Source organism: Streptomyces camponoticapitis (assembly GCF_014646115.1).
In the GTDB taxonomy this organism is placed as follows: Bacteria; Actinomycetota; Actinomycetes; order Streptomycetales; family Streptomycetaceae; genus Streptomyces; species Streptomyces camponoticapitis.
Genome location: NZ_BMMV01000020.1, coordinates 30,529 through 56,342 on the forward strand (window position 1 = coordinate 30,529; position 25,814 = coordinate 56,342).

The window sequence follows — 25,814 nt, forward strand, 5'->3', positions numbered from 1 at the left end:
ACTTGGTTTCAGAACATACTGAGGAGCTGTTCGACGGTGGGCTCCGCAGTCGAGTCCCCGTCGGGCAGGGCGAGTTCGAACCAGACCGTCTTGCCGCGTGGGGTGCGGCGCGACCCCCAGGCGGCGCTGAGCAGTCCGACCAGTTGGAGCCCGCGACCACCTTCGTCGGTGTCGCGCGCGCGTCGCCTGCGCGGCTGTACGAGACCGGCGTCCCACACCTCGCAGACCAGCGTGCGGTCACGGAGCAGCCGGAGCCTGATCTCGCCCTCGCCGTAGCGCATGGCGTTGGTGACCAGCTCGCTGACGAGCAGTTCGACGGTGTCCACCAGCGGTTCGAGGCCCCAGGAGTGGAGCTGGGCGCGGGCGACCTCGCGGGCTCGGCCGACGGAGCGCGGCTCACGCGGCAGTTGCCAGTCGCCGACGGCTTCGGCGGGCAGGCCCTGTATTCGGGCCATCAGCAGCGCGATGTCGTCCTCACCGTGCCGGGTGTCGAGCGTGTTGAGTACGTGGTCGCAGACGTCTTCCAGGGGGCGTACGGGGCTGGTGAGCGCTCGGCGGAAAGCCGTCAGCCCTTCGTCGATGGGATGGTCGCGCGACTCGACGAGACCGTCCGTGTAGAGCGCGAGCAGTGCGTCCTCGGGAAGGTCGACCTCGACCTGCTCGAAGGGCTCTCCACCGACACCGAGGGGCATCCCTGGCGGTACGTCGAGGAGCAGCGCCTCCTCACCGGGTTCGACCAGCACCGGAGGGGGATGCCCGGCGTTGGCGAAGGTGCAGCGGCGGGTGACCGGGTCGTAGACGGCGTAGACGCAGGTCGCGAGATACACCTCGGAGAGGTCGGCGTCGCGCGACTTGTGGGCGACGCGGGAGGCCTGCTGGGCGCCGCTCGGAGTGCCGAGGCCACGGGCGATCTCGTCCAGCGCGGAGAGGACCTCGGCGGGCTCCAGGTCCAGCAGTGCCAGGGTACGGACGGCTGTGCGCAGCTCGCCCATGGCGACGGCGGCGCGCAGCCCCCGTCCCATCACGTCGCCGACGACCAACGCCGTCCGGTGTCCCGGCAGTTCTATGACGTCGAACCAGTCGCCGCCTACCTCGGTGGCGGTGTTGCCCGGCAGATAGCGGCAGGCTATGTCCAGCCCGGCGGCCTCCGGGTCGCCGGGCGGGAGCAGACTGCGCTGCAGTATCAGCGCGCGTTCGTGCTCCCTCCGGTAGAGGCGGGCGTTGTCGATACAGACGGCGGCGCGCGCCGCGAGTTCCACGGCCAGGGCGCGGTCCCGTTCGCCGAAGGGCTCGCTGCCCTTGGTCCTGGAGAACTGGGCGAGTCCCACCACGGTGTCGTGCGCGACCATCGGCACGGCGAAGGTGGACTGGATGAGGCTGCCGGGCCCGCCGGGCACGGTCTGGACTCGCCCGGTCCGCAGGGCGTTCGCACAAGGCGAGTTGAAGGGGTACCGGTGGACGGCACCGGCCGACGGAGGCTCGACCGCGCCTTCGCCCGTCAGGTCGGCTCCGAGCAGGGGCGCGTCGGCGACGGCGCTGGCGACGGCGACTCGCCGCAGGGCCGCGCTGCCACCGCCGGAATCGGAGCCGGAGGAGCCACCGCGTCCGGGCGGGGCCTCCTCCCCGGTGAGCAGCCCCTGGTAGAGGTCGACGGACGCGAGGTCGCAGAAGCCGGGGACGGAGACGTCGAGGAGTTCCTTGGCGGTGGTCTCCAGGTCGAGGGAGTTGCCTATCCGGGCGCTCGCCTCGTTGAGGATCGCGAGATTGCGGCGGGCGCTCGCGGCCTCGCGTGCGGCGATCTGACGCCGTGTGACGTCGCTGCCGAGCCCGGCGACCCCGATCGTGCGGCCGGCTCCGCTGAGTACGCGGTAGAGGTTGACCGACCAGTGCCGGCGTTCCTTGCCGCCCGGGGTGACGCCGACGATCTGGATGTCGGTGGCCGATTCGCCGGTTTCCAGGACCCGCTTGAGAGAGGCGTTCAACCGTTCGGCCTCGGGACGGGAGAGATAGTCGTGGACCGTGCGGCCGCGGTGCTCGTCCGCGGAGCCTCCGAAGACCGCGGCGAAGCGCTGGTTGGCCCGCTGGACGGTGAGGTCCGTGCCGAACAGCACGAAGCCGAAGGGAGATTGACCGAAAATCGCCTGCGAAGAGGCGAGATCCGTCTCGATGCGGCGCAGCGCTCGGACGTCCACCACGATGCAGAGCGCGGCCCGTTCGCCGTTCTCCGTCTCACTGGGCATCACATAGACCTCGGCGAGGCCGTGCAGGCCACGTTCGCCGGGCACGCGGAACGGGACGAGCCCCGTCCACTCCTTGCCGTCGAGGATCTCAGCGATCTTGCTGTGCCCTCGCGTACGGAGGTCGGAAGGTACGAACACCTCGACCGGGTCCTTGCCCCTGACCTGGTCCGGAGTGATTCCGAACAGCTCAGCGGCACGCAGACTCCACTGGTCGACCAGCCCGTCGGGCCCGATCGAGAAGGAAGCGACCCTTATGTAGTCATAGATCGAGCCGGGCGGACTGCTCTGCCACACGACGTCGTCCGCCGTTCCAGATATCTCGCTCACGCGACCGTCCCCTCCAGCTCACGCACCGGACCGGCCATCCCCGCAGTATTCAGCACTACGGCCCTGACAGGCACGGCGTTCACGATCACAGCACAGTCTCGTTCTTTTTGAGCCGAGACCCTCGTGATCGTTGTCCCTCAACACTCCTAACCAGGGAGGGGCAGCTCGAACCACACCGTCTTACCCGTCTTCCCCCGGCGTGTACCCCAGCGCCGTGCCGAGCAAGCGACGAGCTGGAGCCCGCGGCCGCCTTCGTCGTCGGGGCCGGCGGACCGTGCGGTCGGCGGATCGGGGAGCGGATCGGACACCTCCACCAGCAGTGCGGCACCGGTGAGGTCCGCGGGGCCCAAGGGGACGACAGCCAGCCTGACACCGATCGGCCCCTGTGTGTACTGCAGGGAATTGGTGGCCAGCTCACTGACCAGCAGGACAGCCGTATCGCGAACGGAGTGGTCCAGCAGCCAGGCGCCGAGGGCATCGCGTACCGCGTGGCGTGCGGTGCGTACGGCATCCGGCTCGGCAGGGAAGGTCCACTCGGCGTAGGTGCTCTCCGCCTCGATCAAGCCGACCACTTCCCCAGACTGACAGCGGACCCGTGCCCCTTACAGGAGGGCTTGTCAGCACATACCCGGAAACAAAGACGATCTATCTTGACGGGAGGTCATGTCAGCTCGCCCGACGCCCTGAGGTCGTCGAAGAGAAGCTGGTCCACGGGAGCCACCCGGCTCCGGTCGCCGTAGGAAAGCCAGCCGATCTCCTCGATCTCGTTCGTGGCGGCCGGCGTGCCCCGGTAGTCGCCGGAGTAGCAGCTCATCCGGACGAGGACACCGTCGGGCTGGCCATGGGCCTGGGCCTCGTACGTACCCAGATGGGTCACCGTGGCCGGAAGAACGGCCACGGCCAGTTCCTCCTCGACCTCACGTACCAGGGTCTCCAGATCGGTCTCCGCGCCTTCGCGCTTACCCCCGGGGATGTAGAAGACATCCTTCCCGCGGGAACGCGCACAGAGGATCCTGCCCTGCTCCACCCGGACCCACGCGACCGTGTCGATCAAGACCGTTGCAGCTCCGCCGTCACTCATGCGCCGGATCGTAACGCGCTCGTCCGTGCGTACTCGACGAGGGGGCGCGATCCGCGGTCCGCGAGGTCAGCGGCTGGTCTGCTGCAGGCGCTCGACCCAGTAGAGCTGCTTGGCGCCCTTGATGCCGAGGCTGTCGGCGGTCTTCTGCGCCTCGTCCTTCGTGGCGTACCTGCCCACGCGATACCGGTTTCCGTTGTCGTCCTGGCGTATGACCAGCCAGGGCAGCACAGCCCCGCCGTCGCTCATCGCGCCCCTCCCACCAACGGTCCACACCACTCGGACGATCTGTTGGAAACCCCGATCCGCATATGCCCGAGCCTACGCCTGACCTTCACTCAGCGGATGCGCGTTTACACAAAGAGGTACACATCTGGCCAAGAAGATTCGCAGCCCCAGGGCGCACCCGCATAGGTCCCCGTCATCTCCCCGCTTACGACGTCCTGTTGAGGCAGCAGGCACCCGTCGCGGACCTACGGGGCGGTCTGTTCGGCCGGCCGGTTGTCAGGGGACCGTCATCTGACCGGAAGGTGATAGGCGACGCGATACCGGTCCGCCGGGACGACCACGTCCGCCGTTTCGACCGCGCGGCCGGACGCGTAGTACGTCCGCTCCAGGACCATCACCACATGGCCGGGTACACCGCCGAGCAACAGGAGCTCCTCCGCCAGCCCCGGGCGCGCGCCGATCTCCTCCACCACGTTGTCCACCACGACCCCGATGGCCGCCATCCGCTCCACGACCCCGCATCCCCCGAGCGGCCCCTCCTCGGGAAGCATCACCGGCGTGCGTCCTGTGACCTCCAGGGGCTCCCACGAGGTGGAGAGCATCATCGGCTCCCCCGCGTCCCTGAAGACGTAACGCGTACGCATCGCGGGGTCGCCCGGTTGTATGCCGAGTCGCGTCGCGATGTCCGGGGCCACCTCGTCGCGTTCGCTGCTCGACTCCCAGGTGCCGCGCATCCCTTCCTCGGCCTGCTCCTGCCGGAAGGGGTTGGCGCCCGACGGCGGCCGGTAGCCGGAGCGGGCGATACGGCGCGGGACGGGCCTCTCACGGACGTAGGTGCCCGACCCGGAACGGCCCTCGACGAGCCCTTCCGCCATCAGCACCTTGCGGGCTTCGAGGGCGACCGTGTCCGAGACCCCGTACTCCTCGCGGATCCGGGCCTGGGAAGGCAGTCGGGTGTGCGGCGGCAGAGCACCATCGACGATCTTCCGCCGAAGATCACTCGCGACGCGCAGATAGGCCGGCTGCTCACCGAAAGCCACAGGGCCACTCCCAACAAGTTGACAGACAGCAACACCCTGGCAACCGTTGGTTGTTGCCCGCAAGCATAGGCCAGGCTTTAACATGAAGTGACTAGATGGGTTATCAGCAGGGGCTTTGCCGCGTACGGCTTCCCCGGGGCCTGTCATGCTGGTCGTATGACGACGTACCTCTGCCCGGTCGACGGGGTCCGCGCCGCCGTCGACTCGGCCCCCTGGTGCTGCCCCGAGTGCGGCAGCCCTTGGGACCTGGAGTTCACCGCGGCGCCCGTGCCCCTCAAGTCCCTGGGGCAGCGCGTGAACTCACTGTGGCGGTACGAGGAGGCGCTGCCGCTCCCGACAAAGGCCGTGTCGCTCGGCGAGGGCCGTACGCCGCTGGTGCCGATGACGCCCACCGTCTGCGCGAAGCTCGACTTCCTGATGCCGACCCTCTCCTTCAAGGACCGGGGCGCCGTCATGCTGGCCGAACTGGCCCTGCGGCTGGGACCGGAGCGCGTCCACCGTGTCGTCGCCGACAGCAGCGGCAACGCGGGGACGGCCGTCGCCGCGTACTGCGCCCGGGCCGGGCTGAGTTGCACCGTGTACGTCCCGGAGTCCACGTCGCCCAAGAAGACCGAGCAGATCCGAGCCCACGGCGCGCGCCTCAAACGCGTCCAGGGCGACCGTGAGGCGACCGCGCGAGCCGCCCGCGCCGCGGCCGACGAGGAGGGCACGTTCTACGCGAGCCATGTGTACAACCCGTACTTCCTGCACGGCACGAAGACCTACGTCTACGAGCTCTGGGAGGACCTCGGCGGCAGCCTCCCCGAGGCGATCGCCGTTCCCGTCGGCAACGGCACTCTGCTGCTCGGCGCCTCGCTGGCGATCAACGAACTCCACGCGCACGGACTCATCGCGGACCGACCCCAGTTGATCGCGGTCCAGGCCGAGGCCGTCTCACCGCTGGCCGCCGCCTTCCACGCGGGGGAAGACGACCTCGGCACCGAATTCCTCGCGACACTCAAGCCCCCGGCTCCCACTCTCGCCGAGGGCATCGCCATCCCGCGGCCACCACGCGCCCGCCAGATCCTGCGAGCGGTACGCGAGTCGGGCGGGACCTTCCTCACCGTGACCGAGGACCGGATTCGCGTGGCGCAAATGGAGTTGGCATCGCGCGGCCTCTTCGTCGAGTCAACCGGTGTCGCCTGCTGGGCGGCCGTCGGGGAGTGGACGGATCGCACCGTGGCCGTCCCCCTCTGCGGCGCGGGCGCCAAGACGGGTCTCGCCATCTGACGACGCCCCGTCAGTCCACCCAGTACGTGTCGTGCTTGATGAAGAACGCCGTGCGCTCCTCGTCCGTCATCTGCCCGATCGTGGAGACCTTCTCGAAGTACTCCTCGCGCGGAGCGCCGGGCGCGAAGAGGATGAGCGTGGAGGCGGGCTCGTCCGAGTCGTTCCGGAAGCCGTGCAGTCCACCCGGCGGCACGTACAGGAAATCGCCCTTCTCCGCGTCGATCCAGCGCTCACCGTCGTGCAGCCGGACCGTGCCCTCCAGGATGTAGAAGGACTCCGAGATCGTCTTGTGGAAGTGGGTGCTCGGCCCGCCGCCCCTGGGCACCATGTCCATCCGGTAGAGCCCGAACTCACCGCCGGTCGACACGCTGGACGCCACGAAGTGCGTCTCGGTGCCCGACGGGGACCGCACGTCGGCGGGGGTACTCGCGGGCCGGAACACCGCGTTGACCTCGCCCTTGTCCCCGTGGTGGCGGGGTTCCGGGTACGACATGTTCTGCACTCCCTCGGCACGACGTACGAGGCGTGGCCGGCCGGTCACGCCAACGCCATCATGCCCACCACGGATTTCCCTGCCCCGGGGACCCCGCCGAAGTCCCCGTCGTTCACACAGGGTAACCACGCGCGGGATCCGTCCCCGTCTCTCCCTCAAGCGCCCTGTGTGAACTCCAAGCCGATCTGCCGCGCGATCGCGAAGTAGTCCTCCAGGTGCCAGGTCCGCACGATCCGGCCGTCGAGCACCCGGTGGAAGTCCGCCGCCCGGAACTCGACCTCTCGGCCGGTGCCTTCCACGCCGAGCAGGTGCCCGGTGTGCTTCGCGCGGGTGACCGCCATCACCGCGACCATGTCCCCGTTCACCACGATGTTCTCGATCTCGACGGTCAGGTCGCCGAGGGCCCCGTGAAGGTGACTGATGGTCGCCTTCCATCCCTCCGGGCCGTTCCCGGTACGCAGGGGCGGGACGGCCTCCCAGTCGGGGGCGAGGGCGTCGTCGACCAGCGCCGTGTCACCGGTGACGAGGGCTTCGTAGGAGCGCCGGACCGCGATCTCGTTGTCAGTAGTCATGGATCTCACGGTAGGGACGCACACCCACAGTGATCAAAGACCTGTTCTGGAACACGTCATACGATTCAGGTATGACGGATCTCCATCTCCGGCTGGTTCGCTACTTCGTCGCCGTCGCGTCTCACCTGCACTTCGGCCGCGCCGCCGCCGAGCTGCATATCGCGCAGCCGTCCCTGAGCCGGCAGATCGGTCAGCTCGAGGCCCAGGTGGGTGCGCGGCTTCTCGACCGTACGAGGCAGGGCACCCGGCTCACCGAAGCGGGAGAGGCTTTCCTCCCCCACGCACGCGATCTGCTGCGCCTGTCCGAGCAGGCCGCGGCCACCGCCCGGGCCGCCGCGCGACCCACCCGTATCACCGTCGGCTACACCACCGGCCTGATCATTACCCCGGCGGTCCAGCACCTGCGGCGCAAGCACCCCGACGCCGACGTTCGCACGCTGCACCTGGAGTGGAACGAGCCGCGCGAGGCCCTGCTCGACCGCCGCGTCGACGCGGCGGTCACCCGGCTGCCGCTGCGAAGCGACGACCTGTACGTGACGGTCCTCCACGACGAGCCCAAGATGCTGCTCGTCCCGGTCGGACACCGGCTGGCGGGCAAGGAGTCGGTCACCCTCGACGACATCGAGGGCGAGCCCATCCCGCGCTTTCCGGATCGGGAGTACGACGCGTACTGGCGCATCGATCCACGGCCCGGAGGCCGTCCCGCGCCCGACGGACCGGCGGTCGAGTCGATCGAGGACAAGCTCGAACACATCGCCGCCGGACAGGCCGTGGCCATCGTCCCGGCAACCCTGCACGCGGCCGGCGTCCGCCCCGACCTCACCACGATCCCGCTGCACGGCGTCGAAGCGGGCCACGTGGTCGTGGCGACCCGCTCCGCGGACCGCGGCCGACTGGTGGCAGCGTTCCGCGCGTCGGCCCGCGAGTGCCTGCGGGGTTAGGGGCAGGGCCGCGAACCAAGGCCGCACCGGCCCCCGAGCATCCCGATCCGACTCATCCAGGCTCGCCAAGCCTCTCGATACGTGCCACCAGCCGGTGCGCCCGCGCCATGAACTCCCGCGCCATGCCGGCTTGGCCCGATCCGAACCCACCGTTCCGTCGCTGCCAGTGCCGCCTTTTTCCGCGCGGCCGTTCCCTCTGACCTCGGAATTGGACCCCCACGTCCACCGACGACCCTTCCGCTCCTTCAGGCCGAGCCTTCCGGATTGCGGCTTGATCATCGGCTCACCGGAGGCTCCGACTTTTCGGGGCGTGGACTGTGTCTCGGAGTCATCGCGCTGCCGTCGGAGTGAGCGGAGACGACTTGTCCGAAACCGTTGGTTTCGCCCGCTACACGATCGGCTGCGTCTGGGTGCAGTTCTTCCACTCCACCCACGGCCTGGCCCCACCGTTCTTCGGGCCTGTGGCGTACGTCGGGTCGCCGGTGATGGTCTGGTTCTTCTCCTCGTGCGTGATGTCGATGCCGAACAGCTTGAACCCCATCGTCACCTGGCCGGCCGCGACGCCGAAGCCGATGCCGAGTGAGGCGTTCCACCAGTCGGTGTTGGCGTTGTAGTCCAGGCGGGACAGTTTGGCCTTGTCGTGGAGCAGGCGCTCCAGCGGTCCCGCGTCGCTGCCGGGTGCCTCCGCCGCCTCCGACGGGGTGGGCAGGGCGTCGCTTGCGGGGAAGTCGCCGCGGCCGCGCAGCCAGTCCTCGACGAGTTTGCTGTCGCCGTCGTTGTCGAGGACCAGTTCGGCGGACTCGGTGTGGATCTTGGATTCGATGGTGCCGCCACCGCCGCCGACGTCGATGGTGACCGGTGTGCCGGGGACGTTGGCGCCTGCCCCGGCCTGGACGCCGGCGCCCGCGCCGTTCTCCTGGCTGGTGGTGATCACCAGCTTCTCGGGCCGGTGCTCCTTGCCGTCCTTCTCCTCCTGGTCGTAGGTCGCGGCGTCGTAGGTGACGGCGACCTGCTGCATGCGAGTGGCCTTGCCCTGGGCGAGTTCGCCGCCCTTGGCGTCGACGCTGAAGGTATAGACGAAGGTGATCTTCCCGGCGTCCGGGCCGGTGTTGGCACGCATGACCACGACGTCCTCGGTCATGGTGCCGGTCCCGAACTCACCGGATATGTTGCCGAGATCGGTCGGCTTGCCGTCCTTGTCCTTCCCGCCCTTGCCCTTCGTGAAGGACTTGCCGAAGCTGACGCTGCCCGCCGCCTCGGTGCTGGTCTTGGTGATGTCGACGTCCGGCGCCCGCTCCGGCGGCAGGTCGGGCTTCTTGGAGGCCGCGTCCTGCTGGCAAGCCCCCATCGCCGCACCGGGGTTGTAGCCGCTCTGGTAGCGGCACCCGTCGTTCTGCTTGAGGTACCCGGCGAACTTCCTGGCGTCCTCCAGGTTGAGCTCCAGGTCCTTCTGCGGGTCGCCGGTCTTGTTGCCGTTGAACAGCCACTGGCCGCCGCTGCCGCTGCCCTTCATGTAACTGCCGCTCAGCGACGCGCTGCCACCCCAGTCCTTCAGACCGGGGATACCGGCGGAGATGCTTGCCGTCGCCCCGATGCCGCCCTCGCCAACGCGCTCCAGGGTGACCGTGCCGTCCGACCACTGCTGAAGCTTGACCTGCTCGGAGCCGCTGATCTTGATGAAGGCGATCTGGACGACGACCGTGTCCTTCGTCTGCTCCTGGGAGAGCAGGCACTTCGCGGGCTGGAACGGGTCGCCCGGAGGGCCCTCGGGTGTGCCGTTGCCCCCGCCGCTACCTCCGCCGTCGTCGCCCCCGCCTCCCTCTCCGGAGTCACAGCCCTCACCGCCATCACCCGCGTTGACGATCCGGCACACCGCGTCCTGAAGACCCACGGCCGTGTCCTCGGGAACGGTCAGCGCCACGATCCCCGCGACGACCGCGGCGACGACGCCGATCATCGCCACGTACTCGACACCGCCCTGACCCCTGTCACGCCGGCGCCGCGACCTCGGTACGCATTCCGTGCCGTTCATCCGGACTCCTCGCCCAAGCCGTCACCCGTTTCCCCGAGCGAAAGGGAGACTAGGGACGAGACCGGGCCCAGCCGCAGGGCCTCAGGACCCAGTCACGGGCCCACCGGAGGCAATCACTCAACTTCGGGCGGCCCACCGGCCTGATACGGGCTCGATCGCCGTGATCACCGGCCCGATCGGGCACCCCGGCCACGAACCGGCGCGGGAAATGACCGGAGGCCCGACTCGGGAGAGTCGGGCCTCTTCAGACCTGCGCGCGTGCCAGATCAGTGATGTGGTGGCGCTCACCAGCTAGACGTTGAAGCGGAACTCCACCACGTCGCCGTCCTGCATCACGTAGTCCTTGCCCTCCATGCGGGCCTTGCCCTTGGCGCGGGATTCCGCGACCGAGCCCGCGTCCACCAGGTCGGCGAAGGAGATGATCTCCGCCTTGATGAAGCCCTTCTGGAAGTCGGTGTGGATCACGCCCGCCGCCTCGGGAGCCGTCGCGCCCTTCTTGATCGTCCAGGCGCGGGTCTCCTTCGGGCCCGCCGTCAGGTACGTCTGGAGGCCCAGGGTCGCGAAGCCGACGCGGCCCAGGGTCGCGAGGCCCGGTTCCTCCTGGCCCATGGACTGGAGCAGTTCGAGGGCCTCGTCGTCGTCCAGTTCGATCAGTTCGGACTCGATCTTGGCGTTCAGGAAGATCGCCTCGGCCGGGGCGACGAGGGCGCGCTGTTCGTTCTTGAAGTCCTCGTCGACCAGTTCGTCCTCGTCGACGTTGAAGACGTACAGGAAGGGCTTGGTGGTGAGCAGGTGCAGCTCGTGCAGGAGCCGGCCCTTCTCCGTGCCCGCCGAGATGCCCGCGGCGAAGAGCGTCGTGCCGGCTTCGAGGATCTTCTGGGCCTCCTCGACCGCCGCGAGGACGGCGACCTTCTCCTTCTGGAGGCGGGACTCCTTCGTCAGCCTCGGGACGGCCTTCTCGACCGACTGGAGGTCGGCGAGGATCAGCTCGGTGTTGATCGTCTCGATGTCGTCCTTCGGCGAGACCTTGCCGTCGACGTGCACGACGTTCTCGTCCTTGAAGGCCCTGATGACCTGGCAGATCGCGTCGGACTCACGGATGTTCGCGAGGAACTTGTTGCCCAGGCCCTCGCCCTCCGACGCGCCGCGCACGATGCCCGCGATGTCGACGAAGTCGACCGTCGCGGGGAGGATCTTCTGCGAGTCGAAGATCTTGGCGAGGACGGCCAGGCGCGGGTCGGGGACACCGACGACGCCGACGTTGGGCTCGATCGTGGCGAACGGGTAGTTGGCCGCCAGCACGTCGTTCTTGGTCAGGGCGTTGAACAGGGTCGACTTGCCGACATTCGGCAGGCCGACGATTCCGATCGTGAGCGACACGTTGGCGACTTCCTGAAGTGAGGACTGGCTGGGCCGGTACGGCCGGGGTGGCCGCCCGGATGGGGGCCGATCCCCCAGTTTACGGGCGGGCCGTCCCGGCGGCGGACGCAGCCGGGGCGGCGGTCCGTACGGCAGATGGCGGCACCCGCCGGCGCGACACGCCCAGCCTCCGTCGAACGCAACGCCAAGGTCGCCCAAAGGGCGTGTCCATCGCCTGAATCCCACACGTGCGCGACCTAGGTTGTTCCGGTGGAGCAGCACAGGACACGTCCCCCCCAGCGCCGGCCGCGGCCGCCGCAGAGCCCTCTCCGTCCGCGAGGCGCCGGCGCCGAGGCCGGCGCCGTCTACCGGGTTCCCGCGCCGACCACGCGCCGGGTGCCGCCTGTCATGCTCACCCTGCGCAGACTCCCGAATCCGCGGCTGACCGGGCTGGGCGCCGGCCTCTTCGCCGCCGCCACGATGTTCGTGATCGGATGCCTGGACGAGTTGCTGTTCGACGGTGAGCCCCTGGTGTACGGGGTGCTGTTCCTGCCGGTCAGTGCCTTGACCGCGCTCTGGGTGCGGACCGCCGATCTGGTGACCGCCCCGATCAGCGTGCCGATCGCCTTCGCCTTCGGCACTCTCCCGATCTCCGGCGGGACGAGCGGTTTCGGCGGGCAGACGATGGCCGTCGTCACCGCGCTCGCCGTGCAGGCGGGCTGGCTGTACGGCGGCACGCTCGTCGCCGGACTCATCGCCTCCGTGAGGAAGGTGCGTCAGATGGGCCGCCGACAGCGCGCACGCGACCTGGCGACGCGCGGCGGCGCCCCCGGGACTCGGACAGGAGTGAAGGCGGGCACCGCCGTCGCCCGCCGCGGCTGATCAGCCGCCCGCCTACTGCTCCGCGGCCGTCATCGCGGCTCCCACGATGCCCGCGTTGTTCTGAAGCTGCGCCGGAACGATCTCCGCCTTGATGCCCTCGATGAGCGGGATGAACCGTTCCGACTTGCGGCTGACCCCGCCGCCGATGATGAACAGTTCCGGCGAGAACAGCATCTCCAGATGCGCCAGATACTTCTGCACCCGGTGCGCCCAGTGGTGCCAGCTGAGGTCGTGGTCCTCCTTGGCCTTCGTCGACGCGTGCTTCTCCGCGTCGTGGCCGTTCAGCTCCAGATGACCCAGCTCGGTGTTCGGGACGAGCTTGCCGTCGATGAAGAGCGCGCTGCCGATCCCCGTACCGAAGGTCAGCAGGAAGACTGTGCCCTGGCGGCCCTTGCCCGCGCCGAAGGTCATCTCCGCCACCCCCGCCGCGTCCCCGTCGTTGAGGACCGTGACGGGCAGGTTCAGTCGGTCGCCGAGCAGACTGCCGGCGTCCGTGTCGATCCAGCGCTTGTCGACATTCGCCGCTGTACGGATCACCGAGCCTGTCACCACCCCAGGGAAGGTGACGCCGACAGGGCCGGACCAGTTGAAGTGCTGGACCACCTCGACGACGCGGTCGGCCACCTCGTCGGGCGTGGCCGGCTGGGGTGTGAGCACTTTGTGGCGCGGCTCCGCCAGATCGCCGCGCTCCAGGTCCACGGGCGCGCCCTTGATGCCAGAGCCGCCGATGTCCACTCCGAAGACGTTCATGGACGCAACGTTACGGGGAGATGACCTGGCCTCTCTACTTCTCGGCCAGGCCGGCGGCTTCGGCGCGCAGGTCGCGGCGGAGTTCCTTCGGGAGTGAGAAGACGATCGACTCCTCGGCGGCCTTGACGATCTCGACGTCCTCGAAGCCGTACTTGGTGAGCCATTCCAGGACACCCTCGACCAGGATCTCGGGGACGGACGCGCCCGAGGTGACCCCGACCGTGCTGACGCCCTCCAGCCAGGCCTCGTCGATCTCGTCGGCCGAGTCCACCAGATGCGCGTCGCGCGAGCCCGCGCCGAGGGCGACCTCGACGAGCCGTACGGAGTTGGAGGAGTTCTTCGAGCCGACGACGATGACCAGATCCGCGTCGGCGCCCATCTGCTTGACGGCGATCTGCCGGTTCTGCGTCGCGTAGCAGATGTCGTCGCTCGGCGGCGAGATGAGCAGCGGGAACTTCTCCTTGAGCTTGTCGACCGTCTCCATCGTCTCGTCCACGGAGAGCGTCGTCTGCGAGAGCCAGACGACCTTGGACTCGTCGCGCACCGCGACGTTCGCGACGTCGCCGGGTCCGTCGACCAGCGTGATGTGGTCGGGGGCCTCGCCGGAGGTGCCGATGACCTCTTCATGGCCGTCGTGGCCGATGAGCAGGATGTCGTAGTCCTCGTTGGCGAAGCGGACGGCTTCCTTGTGGACCTTGGTGACCAGGGGGCAGGTCGCGTCGATGGTCGCGAGCTTGCGCTCGGCCGCCTCGTCGTGGACGACGGGGGCCACGCCGTGCGCGGAGAACATGACGATCGATCCCTCGGGGACCTCCGCCGTCTCCTCGACGAAAATCGCGCCCTTCCTCTGAAGGGTCTGCACGACATACTTGTTGTGGACGATTTCGTGGCGGACATAGATCGGCGCCCCGTACTGCTCCAGAGCTTTCTCCACGGCGATCACGGCACGGTCGACGCCGGCGCAGTAACCACGGGGCGCGGCGAGCAGGACGCGTTTGCCGGCGCGGCGCGCGGCGTCTCCACTCGGGGTGGCGGCGGGCGACGGGCTGGGCGTAGCAGTCATGCCCACCATCGTAAGGCCGTCCAGAAGAGGCGGAAGATCACCTGCCGGGCCGAGACTGGGCCTACGTGATCGACGGAGGGACGCGATGGCCGACAGCGGTGCGGGGGATGCGGGCGGTACGGGCGTTCCGGACGGTCCGGACGGTTCGGACCCGCGTACGGGCGACGGCGTCGGCGGCTTCGACCTGGACCCGGGACCGGACCTGAGTTCGGACGCGCCCCCGGGCGTGCATGTGGGTGGGCACATGGGCGGCCACGGTGGCAGGGGTACGGGCGGGCGCAAGGGGACGGGCGGTGGCGAAGGCCCGGCGGAAGGCTCCGGCGAGGACGGCGGGCTGCGACGGACTCTCGGATTCCGCGATCTCGTCGTCTACGGACTCCTGTTCATCGCGCCCATGGCGCCCGTCGGGGTCTACGGCACGCTCGACGCCAAGTCGCACGGGGCCGTGGCACTGGTCTACGTCTGCGCCACCGTCGCGATGGCGTTCACGGCCTTCAGTTACGCGCAGATGGTCCGGGTCGCTCCGCAGGCCGGCTCGGTTTTCGCGTACGCGCGCAAGGGGCTCGGCGAGGGGCCCGGGTTCATCGCCGGGTGGATGGCGATGCTCGACTATCTGCTGATCCCGGCCGTCGCCTACCTCTTCGCGGGGATCGCGATGGAGGCGCTGGTGCCCTCCGTCGACCGGTGGATCTGGACCGGGATCGCCGTCGTGATCACCACGCTGCTCAATCTCCGGGGTGTACGGGCCGCCGCGCGTGTCGGCTTCTTCGTGCTCGCCATGGAGATCGTGGTGCTGATGGTGTTCGTGGTGTCGGCGATCGTGGTGCTCGTCCGGGACGGGGCGACGCGCGGCTGGCTGACTCCCTTCACGGGGGACATGAGCTTCTCCATGACGGCGGTCCTCGGGGCGGTGTCGGTCGCCGTGCTGTCGTATCTGGGCTTCGACGCGATCGCCTCGTTCGCCGAGGAGGTGACGGGCGGGTCGCGGAAGGTGGCGCGGGCGGTGCTGTTCTGTCTGGTGCTCGCCGGGGTCCTGTTCATCGCGCAGACGTATCTCGTGGCCCTCCTCGAACCGCTCAGTTCGGCGGAGCTGGCCGCAGACCTGGTCAGGCAGGGGTCGGCCTTCTACGACGCCGTGGACGCCTCCGTAGGAACGTGGCTGCACGACCTGGTCGCGGTGAGCAAGGCGATCGGCGCCGCGTTCGCCGCGCTGGCGGGCCAGGCCGCCGCCGGGCGGCTGCTCTTCGCGATGGGCCGCGAACGGCGACTGCCGCGGCTGCTGTCCCGTACGGACGCGGGGACGCCCCGCGTGGCGCTGCTGCTCGCGGCGGTCGTGACCCTCATCGCCGCCGTGTGGGCGGCGAGGGCCGACGACGGGCTCGACCATCTGGTGTCGGTGGTCGACGTCGGGGCGCTGACGGCGTTCATCCTGCTGCACGCGTCGGTGGTCGGGTGGTTCGCGGTACGGCGCATGGAGGGCCGACCGCGGGTCCTGGCCCATGTGGTGCTGCCGGTGGTCGGCGCGGCCGTGCTGGTCGCGGTGATCGTGGAGGCTGCGGGGACGGCGCAGGTGGTGGGCGCGATCTGGCTGGCGGTCGGACTGGTGGTGCTCGCGATCCAGTGGCGGAACGGCAGGGTCGCGCCGAAGGATCCGTCGGTTCCGTAGGGTCCCCCGGTTCCGTAGGGTCCGGCCGCCCGTCGCGTGGGCCGCGTTGTCCGAGGCGGCCGATACGCTCGACGGCATGGCTCTCAACACGTCCGCGGACGCCCCGCTGCCCGTCGGGGAGGTGTCGCGCCTCATCGGCGGCTGGATCGACCGGCTCGGCGCCATCTGGGTCGAGGGACAGATCACGCAGCTGTCGCGCAGGCCCGGTGCCGGGGTCGTGTTCCTGACGTTGCGCGACCCGTCGTACGACATCTCGGTGAGCGTCACGTGTTATCGGCAGGTCTTCGACGCGATCGCCGACGTCGTCTCCGAGGGCGCGCGGGTCGTGGTGCACGCGAAGCCGGAGTGGTACGCGCCGAGGGGGCAGCTGTCGCTGCGGGCCACGGAGATAAAGCCGGTCGGCATCGGCGAACTGCTCGTCAGGCTGGAGCAGTTGAAGAAGTCCCTGGGCGCGGAGGGGCTCTTCGCCGCCGATCGCAAGCGCCCGCTGCCCTTTCTGCCCCAGCTGATCGGCCTCGTCTGCGGGCGGGCGTCGGCGGCCGAGCGGGATGTCCTGGAGAACGCGCGGCGGCGCTGGCCCGCCGTCCGCTTCGAGGTGCGCAACACCGCCGTGCAGGGCGTCAACGCGGTGAGTCAGGTCGTCCAGGCGGTCAAGGAGCTGGACGACCTGCCCGAGGTCGACGTGATCGTCGTGGCGAGGGGCGGAGGCAGCGTGGAGGATCTGCTGCCGTTCTCGGACGAGCAGTTGGTACGGGCGGTGGCCGCGTGCCGTACGCCCGTCGTGTCGGCGATCGGCCATGAGCCCGACTCACCGCTGCTGGACCTCGTCGCCGACGTACGGGCGTCGACGCCCACGGACGCGGCGAAGAAGGTCGTGCCGGACGTCGGCGAGGAGCTGGACCGTGTGCAGGCGCTGCGCGACCGGGCGCTGCGGACGGTGCAGGGGCTGCTCGACCGGGAGGAGCGCGGGCTCGCGCACGCGCTGGCCCGGCCGGTGATGGAGCGGCCGCACCGGATGGTGGACGAGCGCGGGAGCGAGATCGAAGCACTGGCCGACCGCAGCCGGCGGGTGCTGCGGCATCTGCTGGACCGCGCGGACTCGGAGCTGTCGCACACCCGCGCGCGCGTGGTCTCGCTGTCGCCGGCGGCGACGCTGGAGCGGGGATACGCGGTGCTCCAGCGGCCGGACGGGGCAGTCGTCCGCTCGCCCTCGGAGGTCTCGGCGGACCAGGAGCTGCGGGCGAGGGTGGCGGAGGGCGAGTTCACGGTGCGGGTCACCGAATGAGCCGCGGGCACCCGGCGGGGGCCGGGGACGGCCGGTCCTCGTGCACGCGTTTCTTCACGTATGTCGTTGTCGTAGACCGCACATAGGGTGGATCACATGGCCAAGAAGGACAGCGGGACAGCAGCGGCCGCCGAGGGCGCGGACGCGCTCGGCTACGAGCAGGCACGGGACGAGCTGATCGACGTCGTACGGCGTCTGGAGACCGGCGGTACGACCCTGGAGGAGTCGCTGGCCCTGTGGGAGCGGGGCGAGGAACTGGCCAAGGTCTGCCGCCGCTGGCTGGACGGCGCGCGCGCCCGCCTGGACGCCTCACTGTCGGACCCGGCTCCGACCGCGGCCCCCGGACGCGAGCCGGACGCCTGATCGGCAGAAGTCGTCGAAGGGGGCCGGGGAAGCGCGGGACGCTCAGAACCAGCTCAGGACCGGCTCAGGACTCGCTGCCCGGCTCCAGCGCCTGCGCCATCTCGACCAGCCGCTCGTGCGGCGCCGTGCCCGTCACGACCGTCGTCGCCCCGTCCCCGGTGCGCACCAGGGCGTCGTACTTGGGGCCCTCCCACCGCTGCCACGTCTCACCGTCCACCCGCGCGGTCTTACCGGTGTCCTCGGCGTCGTGCGTGACCTTGGCGATGTACTCGTCCGCCGGCTCCGTCGACTGCTCCACAGCCACGTACTCACGGTCGGGATCCTGGAAACCGAGGTGCCAGGAGTTCCCGTCCTGTCGCGCGTACGACACGGACGTCGGCTTCCATGTCCCGGGAAGGCCCTCCGGGGCCATCACCGGGTAGGGTGCCGCGCGCTGCGCCGTCGTCAGCTCGACCCGGTAGTCGACCGCTTTGAGCGGGTCGGCGTCCTCGTCGTGCGGGTTGGCGATGTAAATGACCCCGGCGACGGCGACGATGACGCCCATCGACAGGAACATGTCCCGTACCGTCTGTTTGCCTCGCATACCTGCCACCTCCCCATAGTCGCATCAAGGGTTCACGCTCATACGTGGGCCCCTCTGCTCATTTTGTCGACCTACCGATAGAGTCGCAGCACCCTCATTCCGGCCGTCACCGTGCAGAAAGGTGCGTTCCGATGACCGAGCACCAACTCCCGCCCCCGCTGGAGGTCTCTCCGGAGGCCCCCGACCGCAACCTCGCCCTCGAACTCGTACGGGTCACCGAGGCCGCCGCCATGGCGGCCGGCCGCTGGGTGGGCCGGGGCGACAAGATCGGCGCGGACGGCGCGGCCGTGAACGCCATGCGCACCCTCGTCTCGACCGTCTCGATGAACGGCGTCGTCGTCATCGGCGAGGGCGAGAAGGACGAAGCCCCGATGCTGTTCAACGGCGAGCGGGTCGGCGACGGCACCGGTGCCGAGGTCGACATCGCCGTGGACCCGATCGACGGCACCACGCTCAACGCCAAGGGCATGCCCAACGCCATCGCCGTACTCGCGGCGGCCGACCGCGGCACGATGTTCGACCCGTCGGCCGTCTTCTACATGGACAAGCTGGTGACCGGGCCCGAGGCCGCCGACTTCGTCGACATCAACGCACCCGTCTCGGTCAACATCCGACGCGTCGCCAGGGCCAAGAACTCGGCTCCCGAGGACGTCACGGTGGTCATCCTCGACCGCCCCCGCCACGACGGCATCGTCAAGGAGATCCGCGAGACGGGGGCGCGGATCAAGTTCATCTCGGACGGCGACGTGGCCGGCTCGGTCATGGCCGTACGCGAAGGAACGGGCGTCGATCTGCTGATGGGCATCGGCGGCACGCCCGAGGGCATCATCTCGGCGTGCGCGATCAAGTGCCTGGGCGGCACCATCCAGGGCAAGCTCTGGCCGAAGGACGCCGCCGAGCGGCAGCGGGCGCTGGACGCCGGGCACGATCTGGACCGGGTGCTGTCGACGGACGACCTGGTCGGCGGCGACAACGTGTTCTTCGTCGCGACGGGCATCACGGACGGCGAGTTGCTGCGCGGGGTGCGCTACCGCTCGGAGACAGCGACCACCCAGTCCATGGTCACGCGCTCCAAGTCCGGCACGATCCGGCTGATCGACTCGACGCACCGGCTGTCGAAACTGCGCGCCTACAGCACGATCGACTTCGACCGCGCGAAGTAGCGGTACACGCGCCGGCAGCGTGCCAGTGGCCGTACGCGCGAACTGGCGGCACGCGTGAAACCGGGGCGCCCCTCATGTGCGGCGGGGCGCCCCGGTCACAACTGATCGGGTGGGACGGGCGGTCAGCCCGCCGCGGCGATCCGGCCCGCGGCCGACGCCGCGTTCCGCAGCTCCACCTCGCGGCGCCTGCGGCGCGCCAGGACCACACGGCGCTCGGCGGCGGTCAGGCCGCCCCACACCCCGTACGGCTCGGGCTGGAGCAGCGCGTGCTCCCGGCAGTCGACCATCACCGGACAGCGGCCGCAGACCCGCTTCGCGGCCTCCTCACGGGCCAGCCTCGCGGCCGTCGGCTCCTTGGACGGGGCGAAGAACAATCCGGCTTCGTCCCGGCGGCACACCGCCTCTGTGTGCCAGGGTCCGGCCTGAACCTCCCGAGCGGGACTCCGCTGAGGCGGTACGGCGGCGACCTGCAGGGGCTGATGCGGCATTGGCAGCACGGTCCACTCCTGACGACGGCTTCGCGAGCGAGAGACGATGCAGCAGTCCCTACCCGCTGTGCGCGCGCCTAAGCACTGAGTGGCACTGAGATGCGAGGTGCGGAATCACGTGCGGAATGCCGAACACCCGCGCTCCGCCTGGCCAAAAGCCCCCCCGGCCACATCCCAACCGGAATCGGAACCGGAACCGGAACCGATCAACGTCGGGGGGTCAGTGGCCCAGGTGCTTGCGCAGCCGCCTGTTGAGGTCCGCGATGAACTTCCCGCGCTTCGGCCTGGCTTCGATGCTGGCGAACACCGAGTAGCCGTTGACGACCACGACGGGGGCATCCGACTGGGTGCCCTCCAACGTTCTGACCTCGAAGTTGCCGAAGATGCCGGTGCCGCCGCCGCGCAGGGAGATGTTCTCCGGGACCCGTACCTCGATGGAGCCGAAGATGGCGGTCGCGTTGATCACGGTCGTCCGCTGGCCGAAGATCGCCTCGGTCAGATCGATCTCGATGTTGCCGAAGAGCGCGAAGGCGTTCGTACGGCGACCCACGCGCCAACGGCCCTTGCGGGTCGAACTGCTGAAGATCGCGACCATGTTGTCGGCGGGCTCGGTGTCGTCGTCGGGGCCGTACGTGTGTGGTGCCGCCGCGGGCCGCGCGGTGGTGGGGGTCGCCGGCAAGTCTCTTACCAGCGGCTCCAGTTCACCCATCGTCTTGGCGCGGTACACGGCGTCGATCCGCTCGGAGTGCTCCTCGGCATCCAGGCGACCGAGCGCGAGGGCTTCCCTGAGGATGTCGGCGATCCGGTCTCGGTCGGCGTCGGAGGCCCGGATGCCGGAGTCGGGCTCCGCCGGTGCCACCGGCTTCTGGGGGTGCTTTTCGAGGTCCACCGCACCAGAGTAGCTAAACGCGATAGATCGCGACTAGGGGCGACGCGGCCGAGCTTCCCCGATCCGGCGCCCCGCCCACGCACCCGCACCCGCACCCGCACCCCGGCCTCCTACTGAGTCTCACCTCACCCCGTCCGCCCGCGCGCCACGTCTTACGCTGAGAGGCGCGCTGCCCGACGAAGGTCAGCCGCCGTCTGCCGAGTGAGGAATGGCCGAAATGCCAGAGTTTGCGTACTCCGATCTGCTCCCTCTTGGAGAGGACACCACGCCGTACCGCCTGGTGACCGCCGACGGCGTCTCCACCTTCGAGGCCGACGGCCGTACGTTCCTCAAGGTCGCCCCCGAGGCGCTGCGCACGCTGGCCGCCGAGGCGATGCACGACATCTCGCACTATCTGCGCCCGGCCCACCTCGCCCAGCTGCGCAGGATCGTCGACGACCCGGACGCCTCGTCCAACGACAAGTTCGTGGCGCTCGACCTCCTGAAGAACGCCAACATCGCCGCCGCCGGCGTCCTCCCCATGTGCCAGGACACCGGCACCGCGATCGTGATGGGCAAGCGCGGACAGAACGTCCTTACGGAGGGCGGCGACGAGGCCGCCCTCTCGCACGGCATCTACGACGCGTACACCAAGCTCAACCTGCGCTACTCGCAGATGGCCCCGCTGACCATGTGGGAGGAGAAGAACACCGGCTCGAACCTGCCCGCGCAGATCGAGCTGTACGCGACCGACGGCGGCGCCTACAAGTTCCTCTTCATGGCCAAGGGCGGCGGCTCGGCCAACAAGTCGTTCCTCTACCAGGAGACGAAGGCCGTCCTGAACGAGGCCTCCATGATGAAGTTCCTGGAGGAGAAGATCCGCTCGCTGGGTACGGCCGCCTGCCCGCCGTACCACCTGGCGATCGTCGTCGGCGGCACGTCCGCCGAGTTCGCGCTCAAGACCGCGAAGTACGCCTCCGCGCACTACCTGGACGAGCTGCCCGCCGAGGGCTCCCCCGCCGGCCACGGCTTCCGTGACAAGGACCTGGAGGAGAAGGTCTTCGAGCTGACGCAGAAGATCGGCATCGGCGCCCAGTTCGGCGGCAAGTACTTCTGCCACGACGTGCGGGTCGTACGGCTCCCCCGGCACGGCGCCTCGCTTCCGGTCGCCATCGCCGTGTCCTGCTCGGCGGACCGCCAGGCCGTCGCGAAGATCACCGCCGAGGGTGTCTTCCTGGAGCAGCTGGAGACCGACCCGGCGCGCTTCCTGCCCGACACCACCGACGAGCATCTGGACCGGAGCGACGAGAACGACGTCGTACGGATCGACCTCGGCCGCCCGATGGACGACATCCTGGCAGAGCTGACCAGGCACCCCGTCAAGACCCGGCTCTCGCTGACCGGAACGCTGGTCGTGGCGCGCGACATCGCGCACGCCAAGATCAAGGAGCGGCTGGACGCGGGCGAGGAGATGCCGCAGTACCTGAAGGACCATCCGGTCTACTACGCGGGACCGGCCAAGACGCCCGAGGGGTACGCGTCCGGGTCGTTCGGCCCGACGACGGCGGGGCGGATGGACAGCTATGTGGAGCAGTTCCAGGCGGCCGGCGGCTCGAAGGTCATGCTCGCCAAGGGCAACCGCTCGAAGCAGGTGACCGACGCCTGCGGCTCCCACGGCGGTTTCTACCTCGGTTCGATCGGCGGCCCGGCGGCGCGGCTCGCGCAGGACTGCATCCGGAAGGTCGAGGTCCTGGAGTACGAGGAGCTGGGCATGGAGGCAGTGTGGAAGATCGAGGTGGAGGACTTCCCCGCGTTCATCGTCGTGGACGACAAGGGCAACGACTTCTTCACCGAGCCCGCCCCGGCGCCCACGTTCACCAGCATCCCGGTGCGGGGGCCGGGCCTCGCGTAAGCGCGGACCCAGGCCGCATGACGAAGCCCCCGGCGGACCCGTCCGGCCGGGGGCTTCCTCGCGCCGGGGCTCAGACGAAGCGCTGGTTCGCCGATCCGTCGCAGTTCTGGAGCCGGAGCGGGTCCCGCGCCGACGCCAGGGTCAGGCAGAGCGTGCCCGCCGACGCCGGGCGGATGGTGCCCGCCTCGCGTACGAACTTCTGGTTCGCGCCGCCGTGGCAGTCCCAGAGGGTGACCGCGGTGCCCGCGCGGTACGTGCCGGACGGGACGTCGAGGCAGCGGTCGTGGCTCAGCTCGCTGTGCAGCGACCGGGCGCCGGCGCCCGCACCGGTGTCGTACCACCAGCCCTGGTCACGGCCGTCGTCGCAGCCGTGACCGGTGACCTTGGAACCGTTGCGGGTCTTCGACGCGTTGACGTCGACGCAGGTGCCCGTTCCCTCGTTCTTGAGTGGCTGAAAAACGTCGTCCCAGCCGCCCGGCTGGAGCACCGGCTGTCCTGTGCTCGCCGGGTCGGCGCAACTCGCCTCGTTCAGGCCCGAGTCGTACAGCTGGGTCAGGCACGACGCGAAGGCGACATGCCCGGCGGCGTTCGGGTGGAAGGACTGCCGGACCGAATTCTCGTTCGGCGGGAAGGGGTTGCCGATGTCGATGAACAGGCCCCGCGCCCAGTCGTCGTCGGTGCACACCTCGTGGCCGTGGAAGAGCCGCGAGTTGTCCAGATACACCGCGCCCGAGTTCTTGGCGGCCTTGCGCATGCCGCTCTGGAAGGCGGGGACGGCGCCGTCACGGGCCCAGGCGGCGTCCGCGTCGTGGCCGGTGCAGCCTCCGGGGATCTTGCCCGGGAAGTTCGGGTTGTCGCCGTAGTCGGGGGTGAGGGGGCCGGGGTAGCCCATCACGACGAGCTTGTAGTCACCGTCGGCGTAACCCGCGCCGCGCATGACGCCCCGCAGGTCGGCCACGGTCGACTCGACCTTGGGGACGAGCGCGTCGACCCGCGCCTGCCAGCCCGGCCGGTACTTGTCGGCGCAGGGCCCCTGAAGGGTGAACCAGCGGAGCACGCAGTCGGTGATCACCGGACCGAACTGGAGATCGTCGTTGGCGCCCGCCACCAGCACCACCATCTTGATCCTGGTGTTGCGCGCCTTGATGGCGAGGCTGTCGCTCTGTACGAGTTCGTCGGCGAACTGCGCCGTGCCGCCCACCCGGATGTTGACGGTCGAGGCACCCGAACAGGACACGTTGTAGGTGACGTCGGCGGCGATCCCGGTGCGGTGGATCGCCGAGTCGGGCGAACGGTGGCACCAGTTGTCGGGCCCGTTCGTGCCCGGCTCGTAGGTGCCGACGCCCTCGCCGGAGATCTCACTGTCGCCGAGCGCGACGAGCCCGGTCTTGCGCTGGTCGAGGGGCCTCTCCGCGGAGTCGCCGTAGAGGCGGGTGGCCTCGGCCGCGCGGATCTCTTCGAGGGCGGGCGGCAGCGGTGTGGACGCCCGGACCTCGGCGGGCGCGCCCGCACGGTCGGACGCCTGGGCCGCGGGGGTCAGCGCGACGAGTCCGCCGACGACGGTCGCGAATGCGGCGAGCGTGGCGACGGTACTTCGGAACGTGGGTCTCGTACGTTGCATGGCCTCCCCGATCTCAGTGGTACCAGAGGTTTTTACTGGCGGGTAAGGGAGTTGGGAACACTCCGAACAAGACAATTGCTCAACTTCTGCAGGAGGTACGACCACGATGACGAGCGACGCGAACACGCAGGACGGCACGCCCCCGGCGACCGGCCCCACCGCCGGCGGCTACCGCACGGAGCACGACTCCATGGGCGAGGTCCGGGTCCCGGCCGACGCCAAATGGCGCGCCCAGACCCAGCGGGCCGTGGAGAACTTCCCCATCTCGGGCCGGCCCATCGAGCGGGCCCACATCGAGGCCCTGGCCCGAATCAAGGCCGCCGCCGCCACCGTCAACGCCGAACTCGGCGTGGTGGACCGGGACATCGCCGAGGCGGTACGGAGCGCGGCGGCCGAGGTCGCGGAGGGCCGCTGGGACGAGCACTTCCCGGTGGACGTCTTCCAGACCGGTTCGGGCACCTCGTCCAACATGAACGCCAACGAGGTCATCGCCACCCTCGCCACCGAGCGCCTGGGCCGCGAGGTGCACCCGAACGACCACGTCAACGCCTCGCAGAGCTCCAACGACGTGTTCCCCTCCAGCATCCACATCGCCGCGACGGCCGCCGTCACCGCCGATCTGATCCCGGCCCTCGGTCATCTCGCCGCCTCGCTGGAGCGCAAGGCCGAGGAGTTCGCGGACGTCGTGAAGTCGGGCCGTACGCATCTGATGGACGCCACACCCGTGACGCTGGGCCAGGAGTTCGGCGGTTACGCCGCGGCCGTCCGGTACGGCATCGAGCGGCTGGAATCGGCGCTCCCGCGCCTGGCCGAGCTGCCCCTGGGCGGTACGGCGGTGGGCACCGGCATCAACACTCCGCCCGGCTTCTCCGCCGCCGTCATCGCCGAGGTGGCCCGCACGACCGGGCTGCCGCTGACCGAGGCGAGGAACCACTTCGAGGCGCAGGGCGCGCGCGACGGGCTCGTGGAGACCTCGGGCCAGCTCCGTACCGTCGCCGTCTCCCTCACGAAGATCTCCAACGATCTGCGCTGGATGTCGTCGGGACCGCGCACCGGGCTCGCCGAGATCAATCTGCCCGATCTCCAGCCCGGCTCGTCGATCATGCCGGGCAAGGTCAACCCCGTGATCCCGGAGGCCGTCCTGATGGTCGCCGCCCAGGTCATGGGCAACGACGCGACCGTCGCCACGGCCGGGGCCGCGGGGAACTTCGAGCTCAACGTGATGCTGCCGGTGATCGCCAGGAACCTGCTGGAGTCCGTACGGCTCCTCGGGAACGTCTCCCGGCTGCTGGCGGACCGCACCGTCGACGGCATCACGGCGAACGTGGAGCGCGCCCGCGAGTACGCGGAGTCGTCCCCCTCCGTCGTCACCCCGCTGAACAAGTACATCGGCTACGAGGAGGCGGCGAAGGTCGCCAAGAGGTCGCTGGCGGAGCGGCGGACGATCCGCGAGGTGGTACTGGACGCCGGTTACGTGGAGCGCGGCGATCTCACGCTGGAGCAGCTGGACGAGGCCCTGGACGTCCTCCGGATGACGCGTCCGTGAGACCTGGACGTCCTCCCGGGTGTCCTCCTGGGCGTCCGGCGTGCC

Annotated in this window: 24 protein-coding genes; 9 read left to right on the forward strand and 15 right to left on the reverse strand. The window is 69.7% G+C overall.

What is annotated here, in order from left to right; all coding sequences use genetic code 11:
* Positions 1 to 8: 8 nt before the first annotated feature.
* The 5 genes from IEY79_RS26455 to IEY79_RS26475 all read right to left on the reverse strand — a co-directional run bounded on the left by IEY79_RS26455 (position 9) and on the right by IEY79_RS26475 (position 4,913).
* Entirely contained in the window at positions 9 to 2,567 is a 2,559-nt protein-coding gene (locus IEY79_RS26455) for a SpoIIE family protein phosphatase (RefSeq protein ID WP_189110127.1), read from the reverse strand.
* Between the two features lie 146 nt (positions 2,568 to 2,713).
* The gene (locus IEY79_RS26460) at positions 2,714 to 3,139 is read right to left on the reverse strand and encodes an ATP-binding protein (RefSeq protein WP_189110128.1); all 426 of its coding nucleotides are present in this window, start codon (positions 3,137 to 3,139) and stop codon (positions 2,714 to 2,716) included.
* An 89-nt stretch (positions 3,140 to 3,228) separates the two neighbouring features.
* Complete coding sequence (locus IEY79_RS26465) at positions 3,229 to 3,648, reverse strand: NUDIX hydrolase (RefSeq protein WP_189110129.1); 420 nt, start codon at positions 3,646 to 3,648, stop codon at positions 3,229 to 3,231.
* 66 nt (positions 3,649 to 3,714) lie between these two features.
* On the reverse strand, positions 3,715 to 3,894 hold the full coding sequence (locus tag IEY79_RS26470; RefSeq protein WP_189110130.1) for an SPOR domain-containing protein: 180 nt from the start codon (positions 3,892 to 3,894) through the stop codon (positions 3,715 to 3,717).
* Positions 3,895 to 4,160: 266 nt separating this feature from the next.
* Entirely contained in the window at positions 4,161 to 4,913 is a 753-nt protein-coding gene (locus IEY79_RS26475; protein WP_189110131.1) for a GntR family transcriptional regulator, read from the reverse strand.
* Between the two features lie 156 nt (positions 4,914 to 5,069).
* Between IEY79_RS26475 and IEY79_RS26480 the strand changes: the two genes are divergently transcribed.
* Positions 5,070 to 6,182, forward strand: coding sequence for a threonine synthase (locus IEY79_RS26480; RefSeq protein ID WP_189110132.1), 1,113 nt, complete (start codon positions 5,070 to 5,072; stop codon positions 6,180 to 6,182).
* 10 nt (positions 6,183 to 6,192) lie between these two features.
* Here IEY79_RS26480 and IEY79_RS26485 read toward each other — a convergent pair whose 3' ends face one another.
* Together IEY79_RS26485 and IEY79_RS26490 are read right to left on the reverse strand one after the other, a co-directional pair.
* Positions 6,193 to 6,675 carry a cupin domain-containing protein gene (locus IEY79_RS26485; protein ID WP_189110133.1) on the reverse strand — a complete coding sequence of 161 codons (483 nt, stop codon included), beginning with the start codon at positions 6,673 to 6,675 and terminating at the stop codon, positions 6,193 to 6,195.
* 155 nt (positions 6,676 to 6,830) lie between these two features.
* The gene (locus IEY79_RS26490; protein ID WP_189110134.1) at positions 6,831 to 7,247 is read right to left on the reverse strand and encodes an ester cyclase; all 417 of its coding nucleotides are present in this window, start codon (positions 7,245 to 7,247) and stop codon (positions 6,831 to 6,833) included.
* Positions 7,248 to 7,318: 71 nt separating this feature from the next.
* Here IEY79_RS26490 and IEY79_RS26495 point away from each other — a divergent pair, with 71 nt between their 5' ends.
* Positions 7,319 to 8,188 (forward strand): LysR family transcriptional regulator, encoded by an 870-nt coding sequence (locus tag IEY79_RS26495; RefSeq protein ID WP_189110135.1) that lies wholly within the window; start codon positions 7,319 to 7,321, stop codon positions 8,186 to 8,188.
* Between the two features lie 388 nt (positions 8,189 to 8,576).
* Here the strand turns inward: IEY79_RS26495 and IEY79_RS26500 are convergent, their stop codons facing one another.
* Both IEY79_RS26500 and ychF read right to left on the reverse strand, forming a co-directional pair.
* Positions 8,577 to 10,220, reverse strand: coding sequence for a hypothetical protein (locus tag IEY79_RS26500; RefSeq protein ID WP_189110136.1), 1,644 nt, complete (start codon positions 10,218 to 10,220; stop codon positions 8,577 to 8,579).
* Between the two features lie 291 nt (positions 10,221 to 10,511).
* Positions 10,512 to 11,600, reverse strand: coding sequence for a redox-regulated ATPase YchF (gene ychF, locus IEY79_RS26505; RefSeq protein WP_189110137.1), 1,089 nt, complete (start codon positions 11,598 to 11,600; stop codon positions 10,512 to 10,514).
* A gap of 249 nt (positions 11,601 to 11,849) precedes the next feature.
* On the opposite strand from ychF, the gene IEY79_RS26510 reads away from it, so the two are divergent.
* Positions 11,850 to 12,461, forward strand: a complete 612-nt coding sequence (locus IEY79_RS26510) for a DUF6542 domain-containing protein (protein WP_229701138.1) — start codon at positions 11,850 to 11,852, stop codon at positions 12,459 to 12,461.
* A 12-nt stretch (positions 12,462 to 12,473) separates the two neighbouring features.
* Here IEY79_RS26510 and ppgK read toward each other — a convergent pair whose 3' ends face one another.
* Together ppgK and IEY79_RS26520 are read right to left on the reverse strand one after the other, a co-directional pair.
* Entirely contained in the window at positions 12,474 to 13,211 is a 738-nt protein-coding gene (gene ppgK, locus IEY79_RS26515; RefSeq protein WP_189110138.1) for a polyphosphate--glucose phosphotransferase, read from the reverse strand.
* 34 nt (positions 13,212 to 13,245) lie between these two features.
* Positions 13,246 to 14,274, reverse strand: coding sequence for a 4-hydroxy-3-methylbut-2-enyl diphosphate reductase (locus IEY79_RS26520; RefSeq protein WP_189110139.1), 1,029 nt, complete (start codon positions 14,272 to 14,274; stop codon positions 13,246 to 13,248).
* A gap of 244 nt (positions 14,275 to 14,518) precedes the next feature.
* Between IEY79_RS26520 and IEY79_RS26525 the strand changes: the two genes are divergently transcribed.
* From IEY79_RS26525 to IEY79_RS26535, 3 genes are all read left to right on the forward strand, one after another.
* Positions 14,519 to 15,940, forward strand: a complete 1,422-nt coding sequence (locus tag IEY79_RS26525) for an APC family permease (RefSeq protein WP_189110237.1) — start codon at positions 14,519 to 14,521, stop codon at positions 15,938 to 15,940.
* Positions 15,941 to 16,016: 76 nt separating this feature from the next.
* Complete coding sequence (gene xseA / locus IEY79_RS26530) at positions 16,017 to 17,225, forward strand: exodeoxyribonuclease VII large subunit (RefSeq protein WP_189110140.1); 1,209 nt, start codon at positions 16,017 to 16,019, stop codon at positions 17,223 to 17,225.
* A 96-nt stretch (positions 17,226 to 17,321) separates the two neighbouring features.
* On the forward strand, positions 17,322 to 17,588 hold the full coding sequence (locus IEY79_RS26535; protein ID WP_189110141.1) for an exodeoxyribonuclease VII small subunit: 267 nt from the start codon (positions 17,322 to 17,324) through the stop codon (positions 17,586 to 17,588).
* A 64-nt stretch (positions 17,589 to 17,652) separates the two neighbouring features.
* On the opposite strand, the gene IEY79_RS26540 is transcribed toward IEY79_RS26535, so the two are convergent.
* Entirely contained in the window at positions 17,653 to 18,180 is a 528-nt protein-coding gene (locus tag IEY79_RS26540) for a DUF4245 domain-containing protein (protein WP_229701140.1), read from the reverse strand.
* A 122-nt stretch (positions 18,181 to 18,302) separates the two neighbouring features.
* On the opposite strand from IEY79_RS26540, the gene glpX reads away from it, so the two are divergent.
* A complete protein-coding gene (gene glpX / locus IEY79_RS26545) occupies positions 18,303 to 19,334 on the forward strand; it encodes a class II fructose-bisphosphatase (RefSeq protein ID WP_189110143.1) in 1,032 nt (343 codons plus the stop codon).
* A gap of 122 nt (positions 19,335 to 19,456) precedes the next feature.
* Here glpX and IEY79_RS26550 read toward each other — a convergent pair whose 3' ends face one another.
* Together IEY79_RS26550 and IEY79_RS26555 are read right to left on the reverse strand one after the other, a co-directional pair.
* Positions 19,457 to 19,831, reverse strand: coding sequence for a WhiB family transcriptional regulator (locus IEY79_RS26550; protein WP_189110144.1), 375 nt, complete (start codon positions 19,829 to 19,831; stop codon positions 19,457 to 19,459).
* Between the two features lie 211 nt (positions 19,832 to 20,042).
* The gene (locus IEY79_RS26555; RefSeq protein WP_189110145.1) at positions 20,043 to 20,711 is read right to left on the reverse strand and encodes a DUF1707 SHOCT-like domain-containing protein; all 669 of its coding nucleotides are present in this window, start codon (positions 20,709 to 20,711) and stop codon (positions 20,043 to 20,045) included.
* A gap of 217 nt (positions 20,712 to 20,928) precedes the next feature.
* On the opposite strand from IEY79_RS26555, the gene IEY79_RS26560 reads away from it, so the two are divergent.
* Positions 20,929 to 22,602, forward strand: a complete 1,674-nt coding sequence (locus tag IEY79_RS26560) for a fumarate hydratase (protein WP_189110146.1) — start codon at positions 20,929 to 20,931, stop codon at positions 22,600 to 22,602.
* A 70-nt stretch (positions 22,603 to 22,672) separates the two neighbouring features.
* On the opposite strand, the gene IEY79_RS26565 is transcribed toward IEY79_RS26560, so the two are convergent.
* On the reverse strand, positions 22,673 to 24,223 hold the full coding sequence (locus IEY79_RS26565; protein ID WP_189110147.1) for a ricin-type beta-trefoil lectin domain protein: 1,551 nt from the start codon (positions 24,221 to 24,223) through the stop codon (positions 22,673 to 22,675).
* A gap of 106 nt (positions 24,224 to 24,329) precedes the next feature.
* On the opposite strand from IEY79_RS26565, the gene IEY79_RS26570 reads away from it, so the two are divergent.
* Positions 24,330 to 25,769: a class II fumarate hydratase gene (locus IEY79_RS26570; RefSeq protein ID WP_189110148.1), complete on the forward strand. Its 1,440-nt coding sequence runs from the start codon at positions 24,330 to 24,332 to the stop codon at positions 25,767 to 25,769.
* Positions 25,770 to 25,814 lie beyond the last annotated feature (45 nt).